This window comes from Paludibacter sp. 221, from assembly GCF_010501035.1.
In the GTDB taxonomy this organism is placed as follows: Bacteria; Bacteroidota; Bacteroidia; order Bacteroidales; family Paludibacteraceae; genus QVMH01.
Genome location: NZ_QVMH01000065.1, coordinates 1 through 24163, shown reverse-complemented (window position 1 = coordinate 24163; position 24163 = coordinate 1). Strand labels below are relative to the sequence as shown.

General features: G+C 42.1%; 25 protein-coding genes and 1 pseudogene. 8 read left to right on the top strand and 18 right to left on the bottom strand.

Translation table 11 applies throughout. From position 1 onward, the window contains the following. Positions 1-145: 145 nt before the first annotated feature. The 7 genes and pseudogenes from prfB to D0T49_RS12035 form a co-directional block, all read right to left on the bottom strand. Positions 146-1253, bottom strand: a protein-coding gene (gene prfB / locus D0T49_RS12065; RefSeq protein ID WP_163631909.1) for a peptide chain release factor 2 whose coding sequence is annotated in 2 segments (ribosomal slippage) — positions 146-1189 and positions 1191-1253 — 1107 coding nt in all. Because the reading frame shifts where the segments join, the coding sequence is not laid out codon by codon here. Between the two features lie 94 nt (positions 1254-1347). After that, positions 1348-2208: a hypothetical protein gene (locus D0T49_RS12060; RefSeq protein ID WP_163631906.1), complete on the bottom strand. Its 861-nt coding sequence runs from the start codon at positions 2206-2208 to the stop codon at positions 1348-1350. A 672-nt stretch (positions 2209-2880) separates the two neighbouring features. Next, positions 2881-3537, bottom strand: a complete 657-nt coding sequence (locus tag D0T49_RS12055) for a phosphatase PAP2 family protein (RefSeq protein ID WP_163631903.1) — start codon at positions 3535-3537, stop codon at positions 2881-2883. Positions 3538-3624: 87 nt separating this feature from the next. Beyond that, positions 3625-5082: an RNA polymerase factor sigma-54 gene (gene rpoN, locus D0T49_RS12050; RefSeq protein ID WP_163631900.1), complete on the bottom strand. Its 1458-nt coding sequence runs from the start codon at positions 5080-5082 to the stop codon at positions 3625-3627. Positions 5083-5698: 616 nt separating this feature from the next. Next, positions 5699-6055 carry a type II toxin-antitoxin system HigA family antitoxin gene (locus D0T49_RS12045; protein WP_163631897.1) on the bottom strand — a complete coding sequence of 119 codons (357 nt, stop codon included), beginning with the start codon at positions 6053-6055 and terminating at the stop codon, positions 5699-5701. Positions 6056-6066: 11 nt separating this feature from the next. Then, a pseudogene (locus D0T49_RS13090) lies at positions 6067-6222 on the bottom strand (type II toxin-antitoxin system HigB family toxin); the annotation flags it as partial. Between the two features lie 360 nt (positions 6223-6582). Continuing rightward, a complete protein-coding gene (locus tag D0T49_RS12035; RefSeq protein WP_163631894.1) occupies positions 6583-9849 on the bottom strand; it encodes an exodeoxyribonuclease V subunit beta in 3267 nt (1088 codons plus the stop codon). Positions 9850-10093: 244 nt separating this feature from the next. Between D0T49_RS12035 and D0T49_RS12030 the strand changes: the two genes are divergently transcribed. Further along, positions 10094-10411 carry a type II toxin-antitoxin system RelE/ParE family toxin gene (locus D0T49_RS12030; RefSeq protein WP_163631891.1) on the top strand — a complete coding sequence of 106 codons (318 nt, stop codon included), beginning with the start codon at positions 10094-10096 and terminating at the stop codon, positions 10409-10411. A gap of 2 nt (positions 10412-10413) precedes the next feature. Next, positions 10414-10722, top strand: a complete 309-nt coding sequence (locus tag D0T49_RS12025; protein ID WP_163631888.1) for a HigA family addiction module antitoxin — start codon at positions 10414-10416, stop codon at positions 10720-10722. 90 nt (positions 10723-10812) lie between these two features. Here the strand turns inward: D0T49_RS12025 and D0T49_RS12020 are convergent, their stop codons facing one another. Next, positions 10813-11193, bottom strand: a complete 381-nt coding sequence (locus D0T49_RS12020) for a hypothetical protein (protein WP_203583477.1) — start codon at positions 11191-11193, stop codon at positions 10813-10815. A 476-nt stretch (positions 11194-11669) separates the two neighbouring features. On the opposite strand from D0T49_RS12020, the gene D0T49_RS12015 reads away from it, so the two are divergent. Next, entirely contained in the window at positions 11670-12086 is a 417-nt protein-coding gene (locus D0T49_RS12015) for a hypothetical protein (RefSeq protein ID WP_163631882.1), read from the top strand. Positions 12087-12105: 19 nt separating this feature from the next. On the opposite strand, the gene D0T49_RS12010 is transcribed toward D0T49_RS12015, so the two are convergent. After that, the gene (locus D0T49_RS12010; protein WP_163631879.1) at positions 12106-13134 is read right to left on the bottom strand and encodes a hypothetical protein; all 1029 of its coding nucleotides are present in this window, start codon (positions 13132-13134) and stop codon (positions 12106-12108) included. Between the two features lie 458 nt (positions 13135-13592). On the opposite strand from D0T49_RS12010, the gene D0T49_RS12005 reads away from it, so the two are divergent. After that, positions 13593-14006: a hypothetical protein gene (locus tag D0T49_RS12005; RefSeq protein WP_163631876.1), complete on the top strand. Its 414-nt coding sequence runs from the start codon at positions 13593-13595 to the stop codon at positions 14004-14006. 500 nt (positions 14007-14506) lie between these two features. On the opposite strand, the gene D0T49_RS12000 is transcribed toward D0T49_RS12005, so the two are convergent. The 8 genes from D0T49_RS12000 to D0T49_RS11965 form a co-directional block, all read right to left on the bottom strand. Continuing rightward, complete coding sequence (locus D0T49_RS12000; RefSeq protein WP_163631873.1) at positions 14507-14917, bottom strand: hypothetical protein; 411 nt, start codon at positions 14915-14917, stop codon at positions 14507-14509. A 144-nt stretch (positions 14918-15061) separates the two neighbouring features. Next, complete coding sequence (locus tag D0T49_RS11995) at positions 15062-15475, bottom strand: hypothetical protein (RefSeq protein ID WP_163631870.1); 414 nt, start codon at positions 15473-15475, stop codon at positions 15062-15064. Between the two features lie 145 nt (positions 15476-15620). Beyond that, positions 15621-16055, bottom strand: a complete 435-nt coding sequence (locus D0T49_RS11990) for a hypothetical protein (RefSeq protein ID WP_163631867.1) — start codon at positions 16053-16055, stop codon at positions 15621-15623. Continuing rightward, entirely contained in the window at positions 16055-16369 is a 315-nt protein-coding gene (locus tag D0T49_RS11985) for a hypothetical protein (protein ID WP_163631864.1), read from the bottom strand. The genes D0T49_RS11990 and D0T49_RS11985 overlap by 1 nt, the downstream gene beginning before the upstream one ends. A gap of 5 nt (positions 16370-16374) precedes the next feature. Next, positions 16375-16701 (bottom strand): hypothetical protein, encoded by a 327-nt coding sequence (locus D0T49_RS11980; protein ID WP_163631861.1) that lies wholly within the window; start codon positions 16699-16701, stop codon positions 16375-16377. Positions 16702-16887: 186 nt separating this feature from the next. Continuing rightward, on the bottom strand, positions 16888-17982 hold the full coding sequence (locus D0T49_RS11975; protein ID WP_163631858.1) for a major capsid protein: 1095 nt from the start codon (positions 17980-17982) through the stop codon (positions 16888-16890). 4 nt (positions 17983-17986) lie between these two features. Then, entirely contained in the window at positions 17987-18385 is a 399-nt protein-coding gene (locus D0T49_RS11970) for a hypothetical protein (RefSeq protein ID WP_163631855.1), read from the bottom strand. 692 nt (positions 18386-19077) lie between these two features. Continuing rightward, positions 19078-19668: a hypothetical protein gene (locus tag D0T49_RS11965; protein WP_163631852.1), complete on the bottom strand. Its 591-nt coding sequence runs from the start codon at positions 19666-19668 to the stop codon at positions 19078-19080. 239 nt (positions 19669-19907) lie between these two features. On the opposite strand from D0T49_RS11965, the gene D0T49_RS11960 reads away from it, so the two are divergent. The 4 genes from D0T49_RS11960 (at position 19908) to D0T49_RS11945 (ending at position 22980) form a co-directional block, all read left to right on the top strand. Beyond that, complete coding sequence (locus tag D0T49_RS11960; protein WP_163631849.1) at positions 19908-20960, top strand: AAA family ATPase; 1053 nt, start codon at positions 19908-19910, stop codon at positions 20958-20960. Then, positions 20957-21688: a DUF4276 family protein gene (locus tag D0T49_RS11955; RefSeq protein ID WP_163631846.1), complete on the top strand. Its 732-nt coding sequence runs from the start codon at positions 20957-20959 to the stop codon at positions 21686-21688. Before D0T49_RS11960 ends, D0T49_RS11955 begins: the two co-directional genes overlap by 4 nt. 458 nt (positions 21689-22146) lie before the next feature. Continuing rightward, the gene (locus tag D0T49_RS11950; protein ID WP_163631843.1) at positions 22147-22452 is read left to right on the top strand and encodes an RNA-binding protein; all 306 of its coding nucleotides are present in this window, start codon (positions 22147-22149) and stop codon (positions 22450-22452) included. An 87-nt stretch (positions 22453-22539) separates the two neighbouring features. Beyond that, a complete protein-coding gene (locus D0T49_RS11945) occupies positions 22540-22980 on the top strand; it encodes a cold-shock protein (protein WP_163631841.1) in 441 nt (146 codons plus the stop codon). 881 nt (positions 22981-23861) lie between these two features. Here D0T49_RS11945 and D0T49_RS11940 read toward each other — a convergent pair. Beyond that, a partial coding sequence (locus tag D0T49_RS11940) for a DUF6808 domain-containing protein (protein WP_370519676.1) occupies positions 23862-24163 on the bottom strand: 302 nt, incomplete at its 5' end.

Here is a 24163-nt window from a genome sequence, read left to right as displayed (position 1 = left end):
AGTAAAATGGAAGGTGAAATTTCACAAAAAAGGACATAATTTATTGCGAAAAAGACATATTCTAAACTGTAATAATTTCTTTGTGGAAAATTTAGACAACCTCTAAGGATTTCTGTTATTATTTTTATCTTGTTAATCTTCAATCCTACAAATTCTGTTCCATTAAGTATGCCTTGATAAATGCGTCGATATCGCCATCCATCACTTTTTGCACGTCGGATGTCTGATAGTTTGTACGGTGGTCTTTTACGCGGCGGTCGTCGAAAACATAACTGCGTATCTGCGAGCCCCATTCTATTTTTTTCTTACCTGCCTCTACTTCGGCAGTTGCGGCGCGGCGTTTTTCCAGTTCTATCTCGTACAGTTGCGATTTCAACAGCCGAAGCGCATTGTCCTTGTTGCCAAATTGCGAGCGGCTTTCGGTGTTTTCTATCACTATCTCTTTCATCTCGCCTGTGGCGTCGTCTTTGTACTTGTAGTGCAGACGCACCCCTGTCTCTACCTTATTAACGTTCTGGCCTCCTGCTCCTGACGAGCGGAAAGTGTCCCACGTAAGGTTGGCGGGGTTTATTTCTATCTCAATCGTATCGTCTACCAGCGGAACCACAAACACCGATGTGAAAGATGTCATGCGCTTGCCTTGAGCATTAAAGGGTGATACACGTACCAGGCGGTGTACGCCGTTTTCGCTCTTGAGGTAGCCATAAGCCATGTCGCCCTCTATCTGCATCGTCACGGTTTTGATTCCCGCCTCGTCGCCTTCCTGATAGTTGGTTATTTCGCACTTATAGCTCTGCCGCTCGCACCAGCGTTGGTACATGCGGAAAAGCATTTCAGCCCAGTCTTGCGCCTCTGTGCCGCCTGCTCCGGCTACTATTTTTATTACTGCACCGAGGTTATCCTCTTCTTTGGAGAGCATGTTTTTCAGTTCCAGTTCCTCTATCAGGGTAAGGGCGTGTGCGTATGCCTCGTCCACTTCCTGCTCGGTTACGGCTTCTTCTTTATAAAAATCGAATGCCAGTTGCAGTTCGTCCGCTGCGGTTTTTACGCCTTCGTAGCCTTCCACCCATTTTTTCAGGTCTTTCACCTTTTTCATCTGGGTTTCGGCGGCTTTAGCATCGTCCCAAAAGCCGGGGGCTTGTGTGCGTAGCTCTTCTTCTTCTATCTGTATAAGTTTGGAATCGACGTCAAAGGTACCTCCTCAACGCGCTCTCGCGTTCCAACAAATCTTTTAGTTGGTCTATTGTAATCATAAGTTTGTTTTAAATATGCGATAAAAAATTATAAATAGTTTCTTGTATTTGCCTGAAAGACAAGAGTATGATTTTTAATATATTTCCGAATTTCTTATTTATATTCCACCTTAATTACAAGGTTGTCCTTTGTACATTTTGTGACATAACCGTCTTCATCAAATTCGTAGGAAAAAACATATCCATAGTCATCTTTATTCGAACCGCTCCAGCTGACAGTTTCTGTTTTTACAACCAAATTATTACTTTTTTCTCCAAAGTAGCCCAACAATCCCAGTTTGTAATTGTCGAGCATATATAAAAATTCATCCTGATATATAAACCAGTTCAAATCAAGATTTGTTTTGTTCATATAGGTAGAATTATACTCGGCAGTTGTACCATGTTCACGCTTTACATCCTCATATTCATCTGAAGAGTATATCTTGGTCATATTATTCTCATTCCAGTTGAAATAATATGTATTTGCCGCCGCAACTCCACTTTTTTTTGTGGTGTCTTTTAAGCGTCGATTCATATATGTAAAACGTCTTGTTTCAAAATACTGCTGTCCTATGAAGTTATGTGCTGTGTTTACAATAGAATCTATTATGTTTTCGGAATTCAAATAAACTTCTGCATTTGTTATCTCTCCATCATAATTTGTATTTGTTACAGAAATGCCTTTATCGGAATAAGAATACTTATAATTTTCGGTGTCTTCGGTATTTTTGCCGTTGTATGTATAAGTAACTTTCAGTGATATCTCTGTTACCCGATTATGGTCATCGTAAGTAAAATTGAGTTCTCCGTAATATTGTTCATCAACATAAATTTCTTCCACCAGCAGTCTGCTTACAATTTTCATTTCACTTTCATCATTTCCATTGTCTGGAGCAGGTTCATTACCATTATCACATGCAGTAAAGCAGATTAAGAGCAGAATTAAAAGACTAAATAAATTTTGTTTTTTCATGTTCTAAAATTTTATTTTATTTTTCAAGAATGCTAGTTGAAATAATACCTCTGTCTTACGTAATTTGTTAACTGCGGATTTAAAATCCGATGAGACAGCGATATTATTTAAATGGTTAAATCAATATCTTTATTTGGAGGTGTATTAAAAAGTATACTGATGAAAAACTCTATTTCCATTTTTCTAATAACGCCGTAGGCGTGAGATTATGCATAACCGTGGGTGTAGCGAAGCGAAGCCCGCGGAAAATACCGCACTAGTGTACAAGCCCCGACAGGGGCACATTATCTGCTTAATGCATTATCTCGCCCCTGCGGGGCTTGATTTTGTTGGCTTCTACTGTACCGTAAGCTGCGCTACGCTTGCATACGGTTATGCATAATCTCGCCTCTGCGAGGCTTTTGGTTTAGTCATTTTATCTCAACCCTTAGAGCCTGTTTAAATTTAGCTCGTAAAATAAATTATAATAATTTATTACGAAAAAGCCTTTTAAAAATTCACAATGATTTCTTTATGGAAAATTTAAACAGGCTCTAAATTCGTATTACTAAGGTTTAATACAAAAATAAGGTTTTTGAGTTGCTATTCAGACTATTATGTCAGCATACTTTTTAAAATACTTCTCTTTATTTATTTCCTAATATCCCCTGCGGGGGATTGGAGGTGCATTCTCTAAAAGAAAAGGCAGCACAAAAATACTGATAAAAATCCGACTATGAAACCCGCCAAAACCTGTGTTGGTGTATGCGCTTTGGTTTCGATACGTGCCAGCCCTAACAAGATGGAAAAGAATATTATCAACACGAAGAACCATACCGGATTTACCCCTGCACGGTAGCAAAGCCCGAATACTCCGCCTACAAATCCTCCTATCCCGGTCATGTGTGCGCTGATTTTCCATTTCAGGTTGATGAGTACAATGATGAAAAGGGAAATAACCGAGCCTACTCCCAGCCCTACCACATAAAGCGGCATTTCCAGCGTTTGCCAAAGGAAATATACCCAAAAGGCGTACGACAGAAAAGAGAACAGGTAAGGCATCACCCGCTGTTCGCGGTTGGATATAAATACGTCGCTTATTTCGCCTTTTCTCCTCAACATCAGAATGGGGATAAGGGGCAGCACAACGGTAAATAGTATTGTCCCGCCTATGGTAATCCACTTGAATGATGAGGGAAGAAAAGAAAAATCGCTCAACTGAAATAGAAAAGTCATACCGTAGGTGGGCATCAGCAATGGTATGAAAAGATATGAAATGATGTTCCAAAACCAAGTACCTCCAGACTTCTCCCTTGGAGATTCTTGAATGTTTGTTTGTTGTTTGTTCATTTGTTTGTTTCTTTTTTTTTAAGAACGGGAACTGTTTTGTTGTTATCGCCTGCTTCATCCTTCCCTCGGCGGGGCAGGAGAGATTTGTTATATTTCTTTCCGCAGCCGTGCCACCGGAATGTTAAGTTGCTCGCGGTACTTTGCCACCGTGCGGCGTGCAATGTTATATCCTTTGTCTTTCAGCACTTCGGCCAGACGGTCGTCGTTGAGCGGTTTCTTTTTGTCCTCGTGCTCGATGGTTTCCTGTAGTATTTTCTTTATTTCGCGGGTAGATACTTCCTCGCCCGAATCGTTGGTCATCGACTCGGAGAAGAAATACTTCACCGGAAAGACACCAAACTCGGTTTGTATATATTTACTGTTGCTTACGCGCGAGATGGTTGAAATATCGAAACCTGTAATGTCGGCAATGTCTTTCAGTATCATGGGCTTGAGGTAGGTTTCGTCACCCTCCACGAAAAACTCGTACTGAAAATCGACAATTGCTTTCATCGTAGTGAGCAGCGTTTGCTGGCGTTGCTTTATAGCGTCGATAAACCAGCGTGCCGAGTCTATTTTTTGTTTTACAAAAAACACGGCGTCTTTCATCTCTTTCGTCTGGTTTTGCTTATTGCCTGCGTAGTCCTGCATCATTTCGTTGTACGTGTTGCTTACCCGCAGTTCGGGTACGTTGCTGTTGTTCAGATGCACGGTGAGTTGCCCATCGTTATTCTCCAGCATAAAATCGGGTACGATGGCCGACATTGATTTTTCGAGCACATTGCCGCTCCATGCGCTTCCGGGCTTGGGGTTGAGGCGTATTATCTCGCCTATTACGTTTTTCAGCGTTTCGTCGTCTATCGACAACGATTTCATTATCTTGTCGTAATGCTTTTTGGTAAATTCCTCGAAATAGTGTGTTACAATCTTCTTTGCACACTGCACTTCCTGCGTCTGCGTTTTACGGTCGAGCTGTAGTACCAAACATTCCTGCAAATCGGATGCTCCTACGCCCGGTGGGTCGAACTGCTGTATGACGTGGATGATGTGGAGCATTTCCTCGTCTGTGGTTTGTATACCTGCCTGAAACACAATGTCGTCGACCATAGCTTCGGCTGTGCGGCGCAGGTAGCCTTCCTCGTCGATATTGCCTATCACGTACTCGGCCAGCCCGCGCTCGTGCTCGTTCAGGTCTTGCAGCCCCAGTTGGTCGAGCAGGAACTCGTGAAATGTCATCCCAACCGAAAACGGAATGCTCTCGTGCTTATCGTCTTTTGATGAGTTGTTTGTTTTCAGCCTGTAATCGGGTATGTCGTCGTCGGGCATGTATTCGTCCAAGTCCATATCATCGTTGTTGCCCCCTTCGTCGCTGCCATATTCGTTTTCGAGAACATCATCTTGCGAATCGCTTGCCTCTGCGCCTTCTTCGAGCGCGGGATTCTCTTCCAACTCCTGACGGATACGCTCTTCCAACTCCAGTGTTGGAATTTCAAGCATCTTTATCACCTGAATCTGAGCAGGCGATAGTTTTTGCTGTAGTTTTTGTTGTAATTGCTGTTTTAACATAACAAGATAACAAATTCGGGAATTAGCACGTGGCAAACACGATTTTTTTTCGCACAAGCTACATGCCATATACAAAGATACGTGTTTTTAGTAAAACGATTGAGAAAGGTGATTTGTTTTTCTGTTTTTTTCAGAAATAAAGGGGGGGAGGGGTTAGAAGGAAATAAACGAGTTTGTTCTTTCAGATTTATAATTTGCCATTAATACCGATGCCCCTTGCTGCCGCACGAATCTTTCGTGTGGTGTTCAGGAAAGGGGCTGTCTCAAAAGTCTTTTTTGAACGCAAATTACGCAGATTACGCAGATTACGCAGATTTCATTTTTTTGTAACTTGCTTTATTTCAACAAAATAAGATTTGCGTAAATTTGTGTTTATCTGCGTAATTTCTTGGCAAGCCAAGCGAAGTATCGAGCGGCGTTCTCTTTCCTTTTGGGACACTCTCTCTTTGTTAGATATACTTTTCATTCTTTGGCGCAAGTCTGTGACTTGTGCCTGTATTTATTTACAGTTTAAAACTGTATTTGTTACACGGGCACAAGTTACGCTACGCTAAACTTGCGCCAATGGGGGGAAAGTTAGGTGCAAATTTTGAAAGTCAGTCACAACATACACAACTCACAACGTAAGCATGACTGCTGCAGGTATTTTTAACACTCTGCATAACAAACTGGCTTTTTTCAAAGTAGGCTCAGAACGTCCTGCAATATAGTCGTTAATACGCGATGGGCTTACACCTATTTCGGAAGCGAGTTGCTTTTGTGTCATTCCGCTTTCTTCCAAGTACAATTCTATCAATTTTGAAACAGGAGGTTTGTCAATAGGGAAATGTTCTTTTTCATAAGTTATAACTACCTCAGATACCATAGATAACTCTACAGCGTTCTTGTCATTTGCCGGAGTATCATCACCAACCAAGGGCAAAAGCTCCTCTATCCTGTTTAATGCAAATTCGTATTGCTCTTTTGTAATCATAAACGTACGTTTTATATGGTTGAACAATCTATTTTATCATATTCTTTATGGGTACCTACAAACCGGATAAAGACATATCCAATCGTAAATTTCACAACTACCACAAGCCTGTAATTATTCTGTCCTTTCGGATTTGCAATCCGAAAGCTATTATCTGCGGATTTAAAATCCGCTATTAGTATATCATCGGATTGCAAATCCGATGAGACAGCGGTAAGAGGCAATGAAGTAACTTTATACTTTTTCCTTTCACCTTTTTCCTCATTCTGATTTCTGATTTCTGAATTCTGAATTCTGAATTCTGAATTCTTATGTCTTATGTCTTATTTCTTATCCATATTTGGCGCAAGTCTGTGACTTGTGACTATGTTTTTTTNAAACTGCATTTGTTTTCGGCACAAGTTACACTACGCTAAACTTGCGCCATTTGGGGGTCATTGATAAACGTTGCACACCGTTATTGTCTTTTTATTCCTTTGTTCCATTTTGTTCTTTTGTTTCTTAAAGCATTATAGGAATAAAAATCCTTAAACCTCGACAATTTTTTTCAAACTCACATAGCAAACAAAGCCTTTTACCTCATATCCCATGCCGGCAATCAAATCCATGTATTGCTTTACCTGCCGGATGTGGTGTTTGCTCTCTATATTGCCAAATTTATAGTCGATAACGGTAGCTGTATTATCTTTTATCACCACACGGTCGGGACGGTAAAGGTCGCCTTTCGGGGTGATAATGGTAGCTTCGTTCAGTATTTTCGTACCGGGGGCAAACCACGCCTGCACTCCGGGTATTTGCCAAAATGTGGCTAAATCGTTGCGTACAATGCCGGCTTCCTTTTGGCTGATAAAACCATTCCGTACAAACTCCTGAATCACTTTTTCTTCATCCTCCCTGTGGTTTATCTCCTGCAGGATGCTGTGCATGACGGTTCCGTAGTTGATGCGGCTGTCGGTCAACTGCTGGTTTTCGAGCCAAAAATCGAGGCTCTGATGGCGTATCTTCAGCCTGTCGGCACTGCTTACAGTAGGGTAAGAAGTTATTTTTTCGTTTTCCGTTTCCGCTTTTTTAGTAGAGGCAGGCGCTTGTGCATCTTCGCCCAGAACGAATCTTTTTTCGTCCGTGTGGTAATGCCCGCTAAGCTGAATGAGCCCGTCGGGGGTACTCGGATTCAAGCGAAAGGCGACGCTAAGCAATGCCGCAAGCGAGTTCATCTTGCCAAGTTCGGTAACTTCCCGTTGCGGGGCAGGGGCAAAGCAAATCAGTTCGTTCTTGGCACGTGTAAAAGCCACATAGGCAATATTCAGGTTGTCGATATACTGGTGCATCTGTTCGTCGAAGTAATCGGCGGCAAATACCGACTGGCTCAGTTTTGTACTATATTCTATCGGCAATAGCGGAAACTCGTTGAAAGGGGCTTCCTTAGGCTCACACCATAGTATATTGCGCATACGGCTATCCAAATCCCAGTCGCAAAACGGAATGATTACCACGGGGAAATCCAAGCCTTTCGACTTGTGTATGGTCATAATACGGAACGATTGCTGGTTTTCGGGCGAGGGCACGGTTTGTTTTGCCCCGTTCTTGTCCCACCATTTGAGGAAACTGTTCAAATCGGCTGTTTTGCCTACCGAGAATCGCAACACAATATCCTGAAAGCTCTGTACAAACACCGATTCGTTGTGCCAACCACCCACTCCGAAAAGGGCTATTATCTGCTCCACCATATCGTAAAGCGAGTGGTGGCGGATGTTTGCCAGTTGGCGGTTTTCCTCGTCGGAGAATAAAGGCGAGATTTTTTCAACACTGTCGGGCGGCGGTGCGAAACTCCGGTTCAATGCTTCCTCTTCGGTACAACCGTGTTTTCCCCGCAGATATTCGTAATTTACGATGGAACGCTGAATACTGTCCGACGGGTTGATATATAGCTGCAAAACTCCCAGCAGGAAACGCACCGACGATGCGGCCGAAACAAGCAAACCCTCATTCCCCATCACATCATAACAATATCCTTGGCGGGCTTCGGGCGTGGTTTTATAATTGAGCAGGTATTGGATTACCGCCTGTTCTTCATCATTTTTACGCACAAGCAGGGCCACATTGGCAGGGTTGTAACCTTTGTCTTGCAAATGCTCCAGCAGTTGGGGCAGGCGTCGCAGGCTTTCCTGTTTCCAGCCGTCCTCACTCTCTTTTTTATCAATAAAATTTATCTCTACTCTGCCATTGCCGGCCTTGTGCGATGCTTTTTGGTACAGATTGTCGTAAGCATGTACAATTTTGGTTTTCAGTGGTTTCAGCATTTTGTACACAGGAAGTACAGGCTCCAGATTTTCATTCAGTTTGGACTGGAGCAGTTGCGATGCCTGTTTGAAAAACGAGTTGTTGAAATCAATGATATTCCTGTCGCTCCGCCAGTTGGTATCAAGGTTTTCCTCGCGCGTTTGGTCTTTCCGGAAATCACGCATAATCTGTTCGTCAAGCAAGTTCCAGTCGGAGTTGCGCCAGCGGTAAATGCTCTGTTTCACATCGCCCACTACAAGGTTGAATTTACCGTCGGCAAGGCTATTGCCCATCAGGGGTTTAAAGTTTTTCCATTGCAGTACCGACGTGTCCTGAAACTCGTCAATCATGTAATTATCCACATATACCCCTGTACGCTCGTACACAAATGGCGTGTCGCTGCTATCGATTATCTTGTTTAGAAGCATGTTGGTGTCCGATATGAGCATGGTGTTTTGCTCCTCGGTCAGTGCTTTAATCTGCATTGCCAGGTCGGACAAGATTCCCAATGTATTGAGGTGTTTCAGCACTATATCGGCCGAGTTGTAGTTTACAATATCTTTTGTAAGGTAGTTAGCCAGATGCACCAGACATTGCCGCAGCCCATTGTGGTAGGCCGTTTCGATATCGGCTACTACTCCTTTCGGGGTGGTTTTGGTGTAGCAGAATGTAACGTCTTCGGTAAAAGTAAAGAAAGTATCGCTCACTTTAAAATCGCGCTTTTGGAGCTTTTCCAGCGTTTTCATTGCCGAGCGCGCGCCTCCTTTGAAACTTTCGGTAGTAAGCCCGTTTATGGCTATGATTTGCAACGCTTCGCTCGCTTTACCCTTAACCTTTTCTTCAAAATCGTTTTTTATCTTCTGCAGATTCTTGCGGTAAGCATTCAGAAACTCACGGTCGTGCAGTTTGCGGCTGGTATCTTCCGCTTTATGCTGAAAATTTTCCTTGAAAATTTCTTTCCCCAACTCGGCTATGCTCCGGCGCATGTTCCAACTCTCCGACTGCTCTATCCGCTCTTCGGCAAGCTGGGTGAGCCAGCTAAGCAACTGGCGGTTGTCTTCTTTCGACAAATCGAGAAACAGATTATCCACCGCCTGCTCCAGTGTTTGGCTTACATCAAGCTCGAGGCTGTAAGCACCGTTTACGCCTATATCGCGCGCAAAAGCACGTATTACCTGTTGGAAAAAACGGTCGATAGTGCTTATCGAAAAGGAGGAGTAATCGTGCAGAATCTGGACAAGCACCCGCCGTGCCCGCTCGTCCACCGCCTCGTCGCTCATCTTATACCGCTCCATCAGCCCCTTGCGGTAGTCGGATTTTTCGCCTTTCGACAGTATGTACAGCTCATTCAATATACGCGATTTCATCTCGTCGGTAGCCTTATTGGTGAAGGTTACCGCCAGAATACGCCTGTGCGTCCGTTCCTTTTTAGGGTCGAACAGCAGTTGGATATAGTCTTGCGTAAGGCGGTACGTCTTTCCCGAACCGGCAGAAGCGCGGTATATATTGAGCATGGTTTGATTTGAATAATTGCTATTACAAATAAAGCATAAAACGCCGACATATACAAAACAAGCTCTTAATAATCGCGCGGGAGCAAAGCTGCTTTTGCAAGCAGGACACAGGCTACAAGCCTGCGCCAGCAATGGGGTGGCATTTCAAACACCACCTTTTTTCAATTTACGAAAATAGATATATTCACTTTTTTAGTGAATAATCAAAATATTATTCTTATATTTGTATCACAATTTACGGTATATGAATGTAGTATTTGGCAAAGAGTATTTATGCGAACTTTACGAACAGGGGAAAACAAGCAATAAAAAATATCGCTTTCAACCCGAAGTTATCAAAAAGTACAAAAGATGTATTGATATTCTTATAAGCACATCAAGCATAGAATCTTTATTTGCCTTTAACTCACTGAGATACGAAGTGCTGAGCGGGGACAAAAAGGGGACATCATCTATCAGGGTAAACGACCAGTACAGAATTGAATTTATCGTATCAAACAACACCGAAGAATCTACAATCACTATCTGCACTATTATAGAACTATCAAACCACTACAAATAATTATGAAAACAGCCAACAAACTAACTCCCTATACTCCCACCCACCCGGGCGAGGTAATAAAGGATGAAATAGAATACAGAGGGATTTCTCAAAAAGATTTATCTGAAAAGATAAGCATATCCTATACAATGCTCAATGAGGTGCTTAACGGGAAAAGGCCTGTTACAGCAAATTTTGCCATATTGATAGAGGCAGCTTTAGGTATCGAGGCCGATATATTAGTCAACATGCAAGCCCGGTACAATATACAAGTAGCAAGAAAAGACGAAAACATTCTGAGCAAGGCAAGAAAAGTAGCAGCAATTCTTTAGGCTCCACTGCCGCACGCCCCTCACACGCTGCCGCACGATTGTATCGTGTGGTCACCCCCCCATTGGCGCAAGTTTAGCGGAGCGCAATGCCTAAGGCCACCATTTCAGAGGGCTTTTATGCTTTATCGTAAATCCTACAGGAGCTTTTAGTTCTTCGTAATCGTACATATTGATGTAAAGCGAAACAGTATCTTTTGAGCCATCCCAAGTTACCCTGTAGATATCCAGTGCTCCTATTCCATTCAGCCCATTTTTACTTTTCACCGGGCAGCAACTTCCCAGCCTGTAATAACTGATTTCTTCTCCATTTGGACCTGCCAATGCATTCAGAAATCGCCTTTCGTTCCAAGGTCCCTCTTGCCTATCTACCCCGCCAACCTTAATTGGTTTTTTCTCCGAAAAGCCATAGTTTTTATCTGTCGACACTTCTGCCAACAAGAATGTCTGACTATTGAGAAGCGGTGTTCTCACAGCTTTTTTGGATGTGGAGCAAAAACAAAATATCAATATAATTCCGATAAAAACTATTTTTTTCATGTCGTATTCCAACTTGATGGTTTGTAACGCAAAAATAAAATTCTTTTCGGATTATACATAATTAATTATGATTTTCTATTCCACACGCTGCCGCACGATTGTATCGTGTGGCCCCCCCATTGGCGCAAGTTTAGCGGAGCGCAACTTGTGCCCCAAACAGATTCTTCTGGCATCTTACCACGCGAAAGATTCGCGCGGGAGCAAAGCTGCTTTTGCAAGCAGGACACAGGCTACAAGCCTGCGCCAGCAATGGGTAAAGAAACAAAGGCACAAGTCACAGACTTGCGCCAAGTTAAGCGCGGGAGCAATGAAAAACAGAAGGGCGAATAATTATTCGCCCCTACCGTCTTGCTTTTTCAAAAGCTTTTTATTAATTTTGTTAAAGTTTTAACAATACAATACACACGGATATGAAAAAGCTAATATACCTACTTATACTACCTCTGCTACTAATAGCATGCAATGGCGGCAATACACCTACGCCGCCACCTGCTCCTACGCAGGACTATACAAGTTTTGTGTTTAAAATGCCTTCTGATTCAGATGTAACTTGGCTCAACTGTAAAGTAGGCTACTTTCAAGAAGATAGAAAATGTAAACTTATTGCTGATTTAGGTGACATAAGAAAAGGAAGTGTTACTAAAGAAATAAAACTCCCCAATGAAGATATTACTGATATATATTTCTTTTATCAGACTTTTATTACTGGTAAAATGTTAGATAAACCTTATAAATTAGAAAAAAAGAAAAAAAATATTTTTGAATTTTTAGATGATGTAAATTATATAGATGTAAACAAAGATAATGAATACGAATATCCGCATTAATGCGGATATTCGTATTTTATTAAGGTTTCCACTTTAATGTATTATCTGAATCTATGTAAATTTCTTTACTTTGAACAGCTTTAATATCTCTTTTCAATCCCTTAATAGAGAAAGCTAATCTATCTTGATCTCTCTTTATTTTCACCTCATTTTCCGAGTCTTGCCTTACCAGCAGTCCGTCGTTACCAATAATGGTTTCTTTGATGGTAGATACGGCTTTTACATTCAAATCTGCTATTATCGAAGCACTTGCTTTTCCTAAGCCTTGCTGTGCGCCTGTTACTATCCGGGTATTTTTAAGCCCTATTCTGACCAACATGTTACCTTCCATTTCCATACTGACAGGGACAATCATTTTAATTTTCTGGTCGTCGGATTTCTCTCTGTCATATCCCTCTGCAATAGCTTTAACAGAAATATGCCCCAAATCATAGGCTTTTATTATACCATTGCTTTCTACTTCCACATACGCGTCGGAAACGATTGATGCTTGGGAAAACCTACCTTCGTTTGAGTATGATGCTGCCTTAACATGGGCGTTTATTTCCACATCGCAAGCTATGTTGTAATTAGACAGGGGCACATCGGTATCAGACACCGCAACAAGCCAATAGGGGCTCGGTGTATTATTATCAAACGGATTGGTATTGGAAGCCGAGAGGGTACCTCTGTCGTTTTTAGTAATAGTTTTTGATGCTTTTGATGCTACGTCGTCTATCGCACGGTTGGTGATAATGATATCACCATTCGCGCCGTTTACGATAATGCGGTCGTCGAGCACTTGGAATATGCCTACGTTAAGACTGCCCGAAGTATTCCAGTTGAATAAATTATTTGCAAAAAATCCGCTTCCGTCTTTCTTGAGCAATGTAGCTGTTACTCCTTTCTTAGCCATATCGTAATCGCCCCCTGTCCAAAAGGCAATGTTGTCGTCGTCCATCCCCGATAGCCCGGTATTCACCATGCTATCGGCCTGTAATATCCGCAATTCGATACCGTTGTAGGCCACCGAGTTGCCTGTAGTGGCAGCTTGTATGCCCGAGTACACTATCAGGCTCCAATGCCCCTCGGTGGGTACGGTAAACTCGAAATTGGCTTTCTCGTCCGAGAAAGGGGTGTTTACTCTGAATCCCTCGCTGTTGGTAATAGCATCGTGCAGCAGTATGGTATATTGGGTAGCCGTACCGCTCAGCCGCTGCGACGAAATTTGCGTAATCTGCGGAATTTGCGTTCAAAAAAAAATTTTGAGACTTGCCCCCCATTGGCGCAAGTTTAGCGGAGCGCAACTTGTGCCCCAAACAGACTCTTCTGGCATCTTACCACGCGAAAGATTCGCGCGGGAGCAAAGCTGCTTTTGCAAGCAGGACACAGGCTACAAGCCTGCGCCAGCAATGGGGGGAGCAATGAAAAACAGAAGGGCGAATAATTATTCGCCCCTACCGCCTTGCTTTTTCAAAAGCTTTTTATTAATTTTGTTAAAGTTTTAACAATACAATACACACGGATATGAAAAAGCTACTGTTACTCCCTGTTATTATTCTGAGCCTATTATCGTGCTGTACGGGTAATAACCCACCGGAGCCACCAGAGCCTACGCAAGACTATACAAGCTTTGTGTTTGAAGCAGAAATTAATGGTACTTATACAAATTGTAAAGCCGGATATTTTGACGAAAATAAAAAGTGTAAATTATTGGCTGAGTTCGGAACTATGACCAAAGGAATAAAAACAAAAGAAGTGAAAATACCCAATGAGGACATTACCGATATTTATTTCTTTCTATACAACGAATACTCAGAACCTAGAAGACTCAGAGCTCCATTTATTCTTGAGAAAAAGAAGAAAAATGTTTTTGAATTAGTCCCTATCACAGTAGCAATAGATGTGGATGTAGATGACCCATACCAATATCCTCACTAAAAAATAAAGCCTTGACTAGGCTTTATTTTTATTCTGGAGCAATTTTCAAAAATCTATTATTATCTAAATACAATTCTCCTGCACTTGGTTCATCTGGATTTTTTCTCAATCCTAAAATAGAAAACGCCAATCTATTATTTTTTCTTTGTATTCTTACCCCCCCTTTGGCGCAAGTTTAGCGGAGCGCAACTTGTGCCCGAAACAGACTCTTGCATCTTACCACGCAAAAGATTCGCGCGGTAGCAAAGCTGCTTTTGCAAGCAGGACACAGGCTACAAGCCTGCGCCAGCAATGGGAAATAAATACAGTTTTAAACTGTAAAGAAACAAAGGCACAAGTCGCAGACTTGCGCCAATATAGGGTTAGCGGAGCCCAACTTGTGCCCCAAACAGACTCTTCTTGCATCTTACCACGCGAAAGATTCGCGCGGGAGCAAAGCTGCTTTTGCAAGCAGGACACAGGCTACAAGCCTGCGCCAGCAATGCGAAATAAATACAGTTTTAAACTGTAAAGAAACAAAGGCACAAGTCACAGACTTGCGCCAATATAGAGCCCGGTACTTGTTCGGCAGCGAATTTCACAGCAAACTTACTGTTGTTTACCATTGAGTTCACTGATACTTTTTTGGCATCGCCGGTGCCCGATTCGGTCACATTCCAGAATGCTTTACGTGTTTCGTCAGGAATACCGATAATGGTAGCACTGATGCTGATTACGCCTTCCAGTTGCAAGCGGTCGCGCAAGATGTGCCCTTCTTCGAACAATTCCAAAGTAGTACCTTCTTCGCTTTCGATAGCCAATGAGTCTTCAAGGATATAACCCATTGTGTTTAATGTTGTAGGCATTTCGCCTGTTGATGTTGGGGTGCCAAAATACATTTTTACATTTCCCCAAGCTGTTGATGGTGTCATAATGATTTTAATTTTTTAAGTGAATAATAGTGTGATTTTAATTTTGAATTGATAAAGCGTTGAAACGTGTAATTGTTAAGTCGTTGAATTGTTGAATCGTTAATTCCACTGCTTATGGTTTAACGATTTTACAGTTAAACAATTTCACAGCGACAAACGCCTGAAATTTAATCGTGTGTAAATAAAGTGTTGTTCAATTTCCGGCTCATGGAGCGATTGCGGCGTGTCGGTTATGCCGAACAGGTACTCGGTAGCCACATAGTGGGTAAAAAGTGCAACGATGGCCTGTTCCAGCTGCTCCACGCGTGCTATGTTCTCTACCTTACGCCCGTTGTTGCCATCGATAGCTACATCGGGTACATAGGCATTGATTACCACTACTCCGTCCTGAAACTGACCGTCGGTACCTGCAAGGAACTTCACTACCACGTCTTCGGCGCCTGAATCGGCAGGACGCATGCCCCGTCGGTAAATCTGCCCCGAAATGAGGTCTTTCAGCGGACTGTTTTTCAAAATGTGGAAAACGTCCTTTTCGATGGTTGTTTCTGTTTTTTTCATCTTTTTTTAGAGTGACTTAGCTACTAGTGACTAGTGACTAGTGACTAGTTTTGTGTAAGCGTCAAGGTGTAAAATCGTTGAATTGCAGAACGAATATTTTAGTCGGTTTAAACGTGTCAGTTCAACAGTTTTTCAATTCCTACAATTAAACATTTCTACCAGTTGCTAACTGCTGTACCAGCTTACGGGCTGTAAGTTCGGAGTGGGTGAGCACATCGCGTCCGGAGGCTTCCATATACACGGCATAACCGGCACCGGCGGCTACTATGAGTGAGACGCCCTGTGAATGTTCGGCGGCAAGCTGAGTGAGCAACCGGCGTCCCTCGTTTGCTCCTGAGGAGCCTTGTCCGCCCTTTACCATCTCAAGTTTTTCGACCTTGCCACCATTTACCACGGCATAGCCTATGGAACTGCGGAGGTTGCCCGAGCCTGTGCGGAATGTTTCGCTTGCGGCGGCTATCGCTATAGCCTGCTCCCCGATGCGTACAAGGGCGGCAATAAGCTGCTTATTCCGTTTTCGTACCTCTGCTTCGAGGTACGCGCTTACGGCTGTATGTGGGGTTTGCTGTTTGGCTGGCATTATACGCTTATTTTTACGCGTCCTACTCCGGCAAGCAATTCGCTGTTTTGTACCTGAAATTCGCCCAAATCCATACCTTGCCTTGCGAGCTTCACACGGTCGGCACTGAAAGCCTGCGCTTCTTCTATAAGCACCTCGTATGATGCCACGGTGAAATTTCCGTCTTCGTACGCACCGTTGTTGCGGTGGGTATTGGTTTTCACCAAGCAGGGGATGGTTTCCGACCATGTTTCAGGACGTACCACAGGCTCGCCATCATCGTTGAATCCTGACGTACCGGCTATCCGGTATTGTATGTATCCGTTTGTCCTCATAGCGTTTACCAGCGGGCAGAGCCGTTTTGAATTGTTGTAAGTGCAACAAACTCAGAAGCATCGATTCCGTGCCTGCTGCACCAGTATTGGATGGATTGTTTTACACGCTCTTCGAAATTAGAGGTGGATACTCCGTTTTCGGTGCGGCTTTGCTCCACATACCCTACTACCAGCCCGATAGCCAGCTTTACAAGTTCAATGTCGCCGGGTGCTGCGTTGTCGGTATGATTGATACCCGCGTTGAAAAGTGTAAGTTCAAGCGTAGCGTGGTCGGGGTAAAATGTATTGCAAATAGCGTTGCAAGTGGTTTTCAGAGCTTCTAAGTTTGTCATATTTGTTTAGTTACAAGTTACTTCGCCCTACGGGCAGTTACAAGTTACAAGTGAATAGATAGTAGTAAGGAGTGAGAGGTAAGAGGTAAGAGGTAAGTAATGTTAGTGATTTTATACTTTCCCCTTATTCTTCTGTCTTATTTCTTATTTCTTACTTCTGAATTCTGATTTCTGAATTCTGATTTCTTATTCCTGTACTTTCTTTGTATCAAGTTGGTAAAGTCTGTCGACATTGGTTATCACAGGGATAACGCGTGCTTGCGACGAGGTGTATTCGCGCAACGATGGGCGGTTTACACGGTATTTCGACACAAGGATGTAATCGTCGGCAGTGCTGTAGCTTGCTCCGGCTACAGGGTGGCTCATTTCGGCAAGGCGTGTCCATGCTATCTGGCCTAATTGTCCTGCGGGTGCAAATGTCATGATACCTTCTTGCCAAGGGTTGATGTTGGTTTGCTTTCCGTTTTTCTCCACTTTCACAGTGCGGTCTATTTCCTGAATGGTGAATTTGTATTTGGCACGGATAGCGGTGTTGGCTTGCTCCAATGTTGGCACAGGAACGTTTTCGCCCGGATATCCGGCTATGAATGCATACAAATCGCGTACTTGTTTGGTAGCCAGCAGCGCGTTGATTGTAGCCGAGTCGGTGTAAGCCACATTTAGCACGTTGCCGTCTTCGCGCGCTTTGGCAAGTACACGGTTGATGTCGTCGAGCGGTGTGGCAGTAGTCGGGTTATCTTTCCACGATACTTCTACGCCCAGCTTGTTCGATTCGGAGAATCCGTAGTCGATGCGGACACCTGTTCCTACATTGTTGTCGTCGCTTGTAAGAGCTACGCCTGTCGACAGTCCTTGAAGAAACATCATTTCCAAACGCTCGTATACACCTGCAATAACACGCGGCATATCTTCAAAAAGTTTCGCCGCTATCTGTTCTTCGTCCATATTCAAGGCAATCATCGTATCGAGGTCGGTCAGTTGCTTCTCGTTCAGGTACAGTTCCATACCAATTTTCGGGATATCGCCTGTAGCCTTGCGGATAGCCTGACGCTTTTTCAGCGGAAGGCTCGAGTCCATCGCCACTACATCGGCTGCTACACGTCCGTGCTCGCCAATAAGCGACTCCCATTTACCGTCCACCGAGTAAGTGCGTGCCAAAAGCATTTGGTACAAATAGTTGCATACTTCGGTTTCGTCATTTGTGTTCAGTTTGTCGACAATGCTCGACACCAGTTGCGGCATATACCGCTGAACGTACTGGGGATATAAACTTTGTTCCATGAGCTTAGTCCTCCCTGAAATCGATTAAAGGCAGTGCGGCTTTTACTGCTGCCATGATTGTGTCCATCGGAAACGGTGCCGCCGCCGGGTTTACCGTTCCCCTTACCATAATTGCTGCGAAAGGTTTCGCTGTAGTGATACTTGCCGCAAGGATACCCGCGTAAGTGTGCGAGGCAGGTAATGCAGTGTAAGCATCGCCGCTTTCGCTCAGAGGCATTGGCTTGTACTCGCCTGTAGCCGTTTCGCAGATTATCACGTGTCCTGCATTGATAATGCCGGCAGGATAAGCTGAAACGTCGAGCGTACGGCCGCCTCGTACCGATTGAAAGTTGTCGACGATAACAACGTTGTCGTTACCATTTACAACCTGTACCGGTTCGTTGTTTAAATTTGCTGTAGCCATTGTTTTGTTGTTTTTTTAAAGTTTGTTTTTTTAGAATCTTTCTCTTATCTGTTTTTGCTGCTCTGCAAGCAGAAATATAGCTCTTGCTCGTTCCGACCGACACACGGACTACAAGTCCGCGCGAGCGGAGGGTCTTGTTTTGTGCCACATAGGCTCAGTTAGTTCACACATAGGTGTACATAGTTTAAAATTGGCTTCTACTGTGTTTCTATGTGTTTTCGTGTGTGGGGTCCTATGTGACCAAAATAAGATAAGTTAATCTGTGGCGGAGCATTTTCCGGTCACATAGGACACATACAGGGACATAATAGAAACACATAGGGCATTTTTACCTATTTGGAATGTCAGGCTGCATGTTTGCCTGTGAGAGCAGAAAATACTGTGAAAATTGAAAAACCGTGAACGCAGGTGTGTATGTTTTTTCAGAAATCCCGCTATAAGAGTTGAAAACGGGCTTTCGGTTTTTGTTCCGGTTTTTTTTGAGAGAGAGAGAAAGTTAGAGCTTGTTTAAATTTTACTCGCAAGATAAATTTTGGTGATTTTTTAGGGAAATTTTGACTTCATTTTGCGATTTTAGCGGGCTAAATGAGTAAAATGAAAGGTGAAATTTTACAAAAAAGAACATAATTTATTGCGAAAAAGATATACTCAAAACTATAATAGTTTCTTTGGGGAAAATTTAAAACAAGCTCTTAGATATTCATTCGTTGTACGATAGAGTCGGCATACTCGCGTGTGGCGCGGCTCATATCGGGTTTTTCGGTGCCGGTTTCCGCAGGCATCAGGCGGTTAGTCACAAGGTCTTGTTTAAAATCCGTCAGTTCCTTTTCGATGTCCTCGTTGTCGCTTATGCGGAAACGCTTCATCAGATAGTCGGGTATTCCCAGTTCTTGTGCTTTGGCGTTGATAGCCGCTTGCCGCAGGGCTTGCGCCTCATCGGCTTTGGCTTGCTTGTTCTCGGCTTGCAGGGTTTCGATTTTAGTATTCATCTGCTCGCTGTAAACTTTGAACCAAGTGGGCATCTGGTCACCATTTTGCCCGTTGTTGTCAGTGTCAGGCCTTGCGTCGGTGGGCTTTTCCTTACGCTGCATCTTCCTTGTCACTTCCCCTTGCATTGCCCGTGCAATGGGTACAAGCGAATCTGCTTTTGCCTGAATCTGTTCGTCGGACGATTCGTCCGTCAAGCCATCGCTCGCTATGGTTGCCAGCTCGCCGATTGCTTTTTCCGACAAACCCATGTCTTTGCATTTGTCTGCCAGTGTTTCCAAAAGTTTTTTGTTCATGTGGATTTTTTTATGAATGATGGTATGGTTGGGTGAGTATTTGTATTACCATCTTTTCAAATATAACAAAAATATTTGGATTTTCCTAATATTGAGGGAAGTTTTTTGTAGGAATTTCTTAAAAATCTTTATATAAAAATCACAACAGAATAATCCTTATTGTGATTTGATTTCAAAACTGTATCTTTGACGCTGAATGACAGTTTATTTTATACATTTGTTTTAATAAAAACAACAACGTGAAACTAATAGAATTTAAATATTTTGATGGATTTTGGAAACTTGAAAATTTCAAGCTAAGCGAAGTGAATTTAGTAGTAGGTAAAAATGCAGTTGGTAAATCAAGGACTATTAAAGGATTAAATGATACAATACAAGTCTTGCTACAAGGGAAAGATATTAAGAGTAATGAAGTGTTTTATGCGATATTGCTTTTTATTAATGAATTAAATGATTCAATCATTTACGGGTTCAATTATCAAAATGGCAAAATAATTCAAGAAGATTTTATTATTAATGGGGTTGCCATTTTAAAAAGAGATGAAAAGAAAACTCTTTTGAATAAAGAAATTATTAGTCCTCCAAACAACAAACTCACATTACACGTTCGTAGGGATATAAAAGAACATCCTTATTTTGAAAAGATAATGCAATGGGCGGAAAATTCGTATGGCATTGTTTTTAATGAAGCTGATTTTATTGGCGGAAGAGGAAAAAAACCATATTTAATGGTTCAGGGAGAAGGGCTTTATGATATGTTGAATTCATTATCAGAAGAATCGGTAGAAAGGGTTATTAAAGCAGCTTCTATCATGGAATATTCAATAACAAAGATTGAAGCTGTAGATGATGTAAAAGCAGTAAGGTTTTATGAGAAAGATGTCAAAATCCCATTATGGGATTTCAATCTTTCCAAAGGCATGTTCCGTACTTTGCATTTATTGATATTTCTTGAATATCTTTCTACCCTGAAAGCACCGCAGATGCTTGCGATAGACGATTTTTGCGAAGGATTGGATTATGAACGCGCTACAAAACTGGGAAAATATGTGTTCGATTTCTGTCTGGAACATGATATTCAACTGATAGCAAGTTCTAATGATAGTTTCCTGATGGGTGTGGTAGATGTAAAATACTGGAATATTCTCCAACGGGAAGGAAGTATAGTTAAAGCTATCAACTACCAAAACAATCCTGAACTTTTTGATAATTTCGAGCTTATCGGGCTAAATAATTTCGACCTGTTCTCGTCAGATTACATTGCACGTTATACTGCTAAAAAGAAAGCATGAGTAAGAGAAAAATCGCAGTATTTGTGGAAGGACAAGCGGAATATATCTTCGTGCGTGATTTTCTTATGAAATGGTATGAGTATGATGATAGTAAATTAGGGGTTGAATGTATCGGATTAAGAGCCCAAAAACGTAATTCGCTCCCTTATTCAATTGGAAGTGAAGAAAGTGAAAACTTCTATTTAATTGTGAATGTCGGGAATGACAATTCAGTCCTTTCACAAATGAAAAAAGAAGCCGAAAGGCTCATTAACAAAGGCTATCATCTGATATTGGGACTTAGAGATTTGTATTGTGAGCAATACCATAAATTAGCAGAAGGAAGAGTAATAAAACCTAATGTTTCAGAAAAAATCATGAATGCTTCGCATGAAGTAATTTCAAATGATGAAAACGCCCAATATTTGCATTTACACTTCGCTATAATGGAGTTCGAATCATGGCTACTGGGTATGGACTTTTTGCATAAAGTAGATTCTTGTCTTACTTGTGACCATATTCTGAAAGAAACAGACATCGACCTAAACGAAGACCCTGAAACAATCTACCACCCCACAGAAGCATTAAAAAAAATATATAAACTTATTTGCAAAGATTACGACAAACACGTAAGTGATATAGAATCTATTATTTCCCACCTTGAAAAAGCCCATTTTCAGGAGCTTGCATCTTCCCCTAAATGTAACTCATTCAACCCTTTCTTTAGCGACCTTGTAGGATTGGCATAAATCACTTTTTAAAACACCTGCCACACAAAATACAATCGTGCAATAGCATAGGCAAGGAGGGATGAGAGATTTCTTGGAGAGGAATGCCCTTATTTTACTTTTTCGTAAAAAAGTAAAATAAATAAGACCTTTATTATACTTTCCTGTAAAAAACCACCGCTGCCGCACGAAAAATTCGTATGACTGTTTTTTTCAGTACTTCTCTCACGGGCTCTGAAGAAAAAAACTGCATTAGTAAATATGGATTTGCGAAAACAGTTTTATCTCCAAAACGAATAAATATGTTTTTATTTTTTAATTTATTTTCGGTATGTAAATAATTGTATTACCTTTGGAACTGATTTGAGTACAGATAATTATAATAAAAGTCTTCTTTTTATACTACACGCTATTATTTGAAGCGGCCTCTTCTTAAGTTTTCCTCTCAATCAAATTTTATTTACATAATTAAAGTTTAAATGAACATTTACATTTCAGGTTTGAGCTACGGCGTAAAAGATGCCGACTTGAACAACCTATTTGCAGAGTACGGCGAAGTTACTTCTGCTAAAGTTATTAACGACAGGGAAACAGGACGCTCCAGAGGATTCGGATTCGTAGAAATGACAAACGATGCCGAAGGACAAAAAGCTATTGACGAACTGAACGGAGCTGAGTTCGACGGTAAAGTGATATCAGTGAATATCGCAAAGCCAAGGACCGAAAGAAGCGACTTTAATCGTAATCGCGGAGGAGGCGGATACAACAACTCGAGACGATATTAAGAAAAAAGCTTAAAAAAAACAGAAGGTCACCAAGAAGCCTTCTGTTTTTTGTATCATCCCTAAAAGTATAAACCTAAAATTATTTACATGGCAAGACCTGCAACATTTAACAAAAGAGACAACGAAAAAAAGAAACAGACAAAACGACTGGAAAAGCAAAAACGTAAAGATGAACGCAAAACATCGGGCAAAAGCAGCATGGACGACATGATTGCGTATGTGGACGAGAACGGAATGATATCTTCGACCCCACCCGACTTGCAAAAGAAAGAAAAGATAAACCAAGAAGACATACTGATAGCGGTTCCTAAAAAAGAGGATGTAGAAGCAGCACCGCTCAAAGGACGTGTAGAGCATTTTAACTCCGACAAAGGATATGGCTTCATAAAAAGCCTGGGCACAACGGATAAATATTTTTTCCACATAAGCAACGCCCCCGAAAACATAGCGGAAGGAAACACCGTATCGTTCGAGCTGGAACGGGGAGCGCGCGGGATGAACGCGATAAACATCGAGATTGACAAGTAATACCGCAACACCAGCGGTATTGCACCCAAATTTTAGACACCAAATTAAATAACATCATAATTCGGCAGAAAACACACGGATGAAAGAGGCACACGATGCCTCTTTTTTTGTTGCGCACCCCAGGCCAAACCAAACACCCGTCGAACACCGCGACACACAGCAAATACACACTCGCAAGCGACCGTAAACCACTATAAAACAACAACTTACAAACGAACACGCAAACCGGTAAAACACGGTTATCGAACACCCATCGAACAGCAGTTCGAACACCGAGCAGCACAGTAACAGCACACCCAGCAACACACGTATTGAACTATAAAACAAATGGTTACACCCAACGACAAAACACCAACAAGCACAGCAATCGAACAGCGATCGAACACCGACCGATACAAAGAAGAAGAAAGAAAAGAATAAAGAAGAATAAATATTTCTCTCTCTCTAATATTAGGGGACGCTAAAAAAAATCGAAATAAACAGTTATATATTAAGATATTGTTTAAATTTTACCCGTAAGATAATTCTTCAAAAAAAAAGCACAAGCTGCAAACACGTGCCGGAATTTAGCGAGGAGGGGGCAAGGGTACAAAACAGCCTATCCGGCAACCTCAACGGCAACCGGATAAACCATATTGTGTACACTGCTATAGTGTACTATTGTGAACAGAAAATTATTTTTTCAAGGAAGTAAAAACAGGGAAAATTATTTTCTCGCGCGCACATTACAAAAGTAAATGCGACAACAGGAATAACAGCTATGAGTTATCTTAAAGATTCTGCTAAAGAGAGTTAAATCACAGTTAATATGCAAGCCAACAGCATTGGCCTGCATATAGCAAAAGAGGTGCTTTTTTGTTAATGCCTATAAAGGAGCGTCCTCACCACGACCATAAATTATACTGCACCCCCACGCCTATATAAGGCGAGAAGCGCCCGAAATCCGTACCATATCCTACTTGTATGCCTACACCCCACCTATGGCGTTTGTACTCTATTTTAGGCACATACACCGTGTTGGTAATTATCTCTTTAGTAGGATAGAGTATCAAGCTGTCGAGGCAAGGCTTGTAACCCGAAACGTAAGCCCGATACAAACTGTCGGCATACACACTTTGGGTGATGGGGATTTCAACAAAAGCGGTATCGTTTTTTATCTCATAAATGTAAAAAGTGTCGCGGA

Coding starts and splice junctions, on each gene's coding strand:
- D0T49_RS12060 (WP_163631906.1), bottom strand. CDS start 2,208: ATGAAAAAACAAAATTTATTTAGTCTTTTAATTCTGCTCTTAATCTGC.
- D0T49_RS12055 (WP_163631903.1), bottom strand. CDS start 3,537: ATGAACAAACAACAAACAAACATTCAAGAATCTCCAAGGGAGAAGTCT.
- rpoN (WP_163631900.1), bottom strand. CDS start 5,082: ATGTTAAAACAGCAATTACAACAAAAACTACAGCAAAAACTATCGCCT.
- D0T49_RS12045 (WP_163631897.1), bottom strand. CDS start 6,055: ATGATTACAAAAGAGCAATACGAATTTGCATTAAACAGGATAGAGGAG.
- D0T49_RS12035 (WP_163631894.1), bottom strand. CDS start 9,849: ATGCTCAATATATACCGCGCTTCTGCCGGTTCGGGAAAGACGTACCGC.
- D0T49_RS12030 (WP_163631891.1), top strand. CDS start 10,094: ATGAATGTAGTATTTGGCAAAGAGTATTTATGCGAACTTTACGAACAG.
- D0T49_RS12025 (WP_163631888.1), top strand. CDS start 10,414: ATGAAAACAGCCAACAAACTAACTCCCTATACTCCCACCCACCCGGGC.
- D0T49_RS12015 (WP_163631882.1), top strand. CDS start 11,670: ATGAAAAAGCTAATATACCTACTTATACTACCTCTGCTACTAATAGCA.
- D0T49_RS12005 (WP_163631876.1), top strand. CDS start 13,593: ATGAAAAAGCTACTGTTACTCCCTGTTATTATTCTGAGCCTATTATCG.
- D0T49_RS12000 (WP_163631873.1), bottom strand. CDS start 14,917: ATGACACCATCAACAGCTTGGGGAAATGTAAAAATGTATTTTGGCACC.
- D0T49_RS11995 (WP_163631870.1), bottom strand. CDS start 15,475: ATGAAAAAAACAGAAACAACCATCGAAAAGGACGTTTTCCACATTTTG.
- D0T49_RS11990 (WP_163631867.1), bottom strand. CDS start 16,055: ATGCCAGCCAAACAGCAAACCCCACATACAGCCGTAAGCGCGTACCTC.
- D0T49_RS11985 (WP_163631864.1), bottom strand. CDS start 16,369: ATGAGGACAAACGGATACATACAATACCGGATAGCCGGTACGTCAGGA.
- D0T49_RS11980 (WP_163631861.1), bottom strand. CDS start 16,701: ATGACAAACTTAGAAGCTCTGAAAACCACTTGCAACGCTATTTGCAAT.
- D0T49_RS11975 (WP_163631858.1), bottom strand. CDS start 17,982: ATGGAACAAAGTTTATATCCCCAGTACGTTCAGCGGTATATGCCGCAA.
- D0T49_RS11970 (WP_163631855.1), bottom strand. CDS start 18,385: ATGGCTACAGCAAATTTAAACAACGAACCGGTACAGGTTGTAAATGGT.
- D0T49_RS11965 (WP_163631852.1), bottom strand. CDS start 19,668: ATGAACAAAAAACTTTTGGAAACACTGGCAGACAAATGCAAAGACATG.
- D0T49_RS11955 (WP_163631846.1), top strand. CDS start 20,957: ATGAGTAAGAGAAAAATCGCAGTATTTGTGGAAGGACAAGCGGAATAT.
- D0T49_RS11950 (WP_163631843.1), top strand. CDS start 22,147: ATGAACATTTACATTTCAGGTTTGAGCTACGGCGTAAAAGATGCCGAC.
- D0T49_RS11945 (WP_163631841.1), top strand. CDS start 22,540: ATGGCAAGACCTGCAACATTTAACAAAAGAGACAACGAAAAAAAGAAA.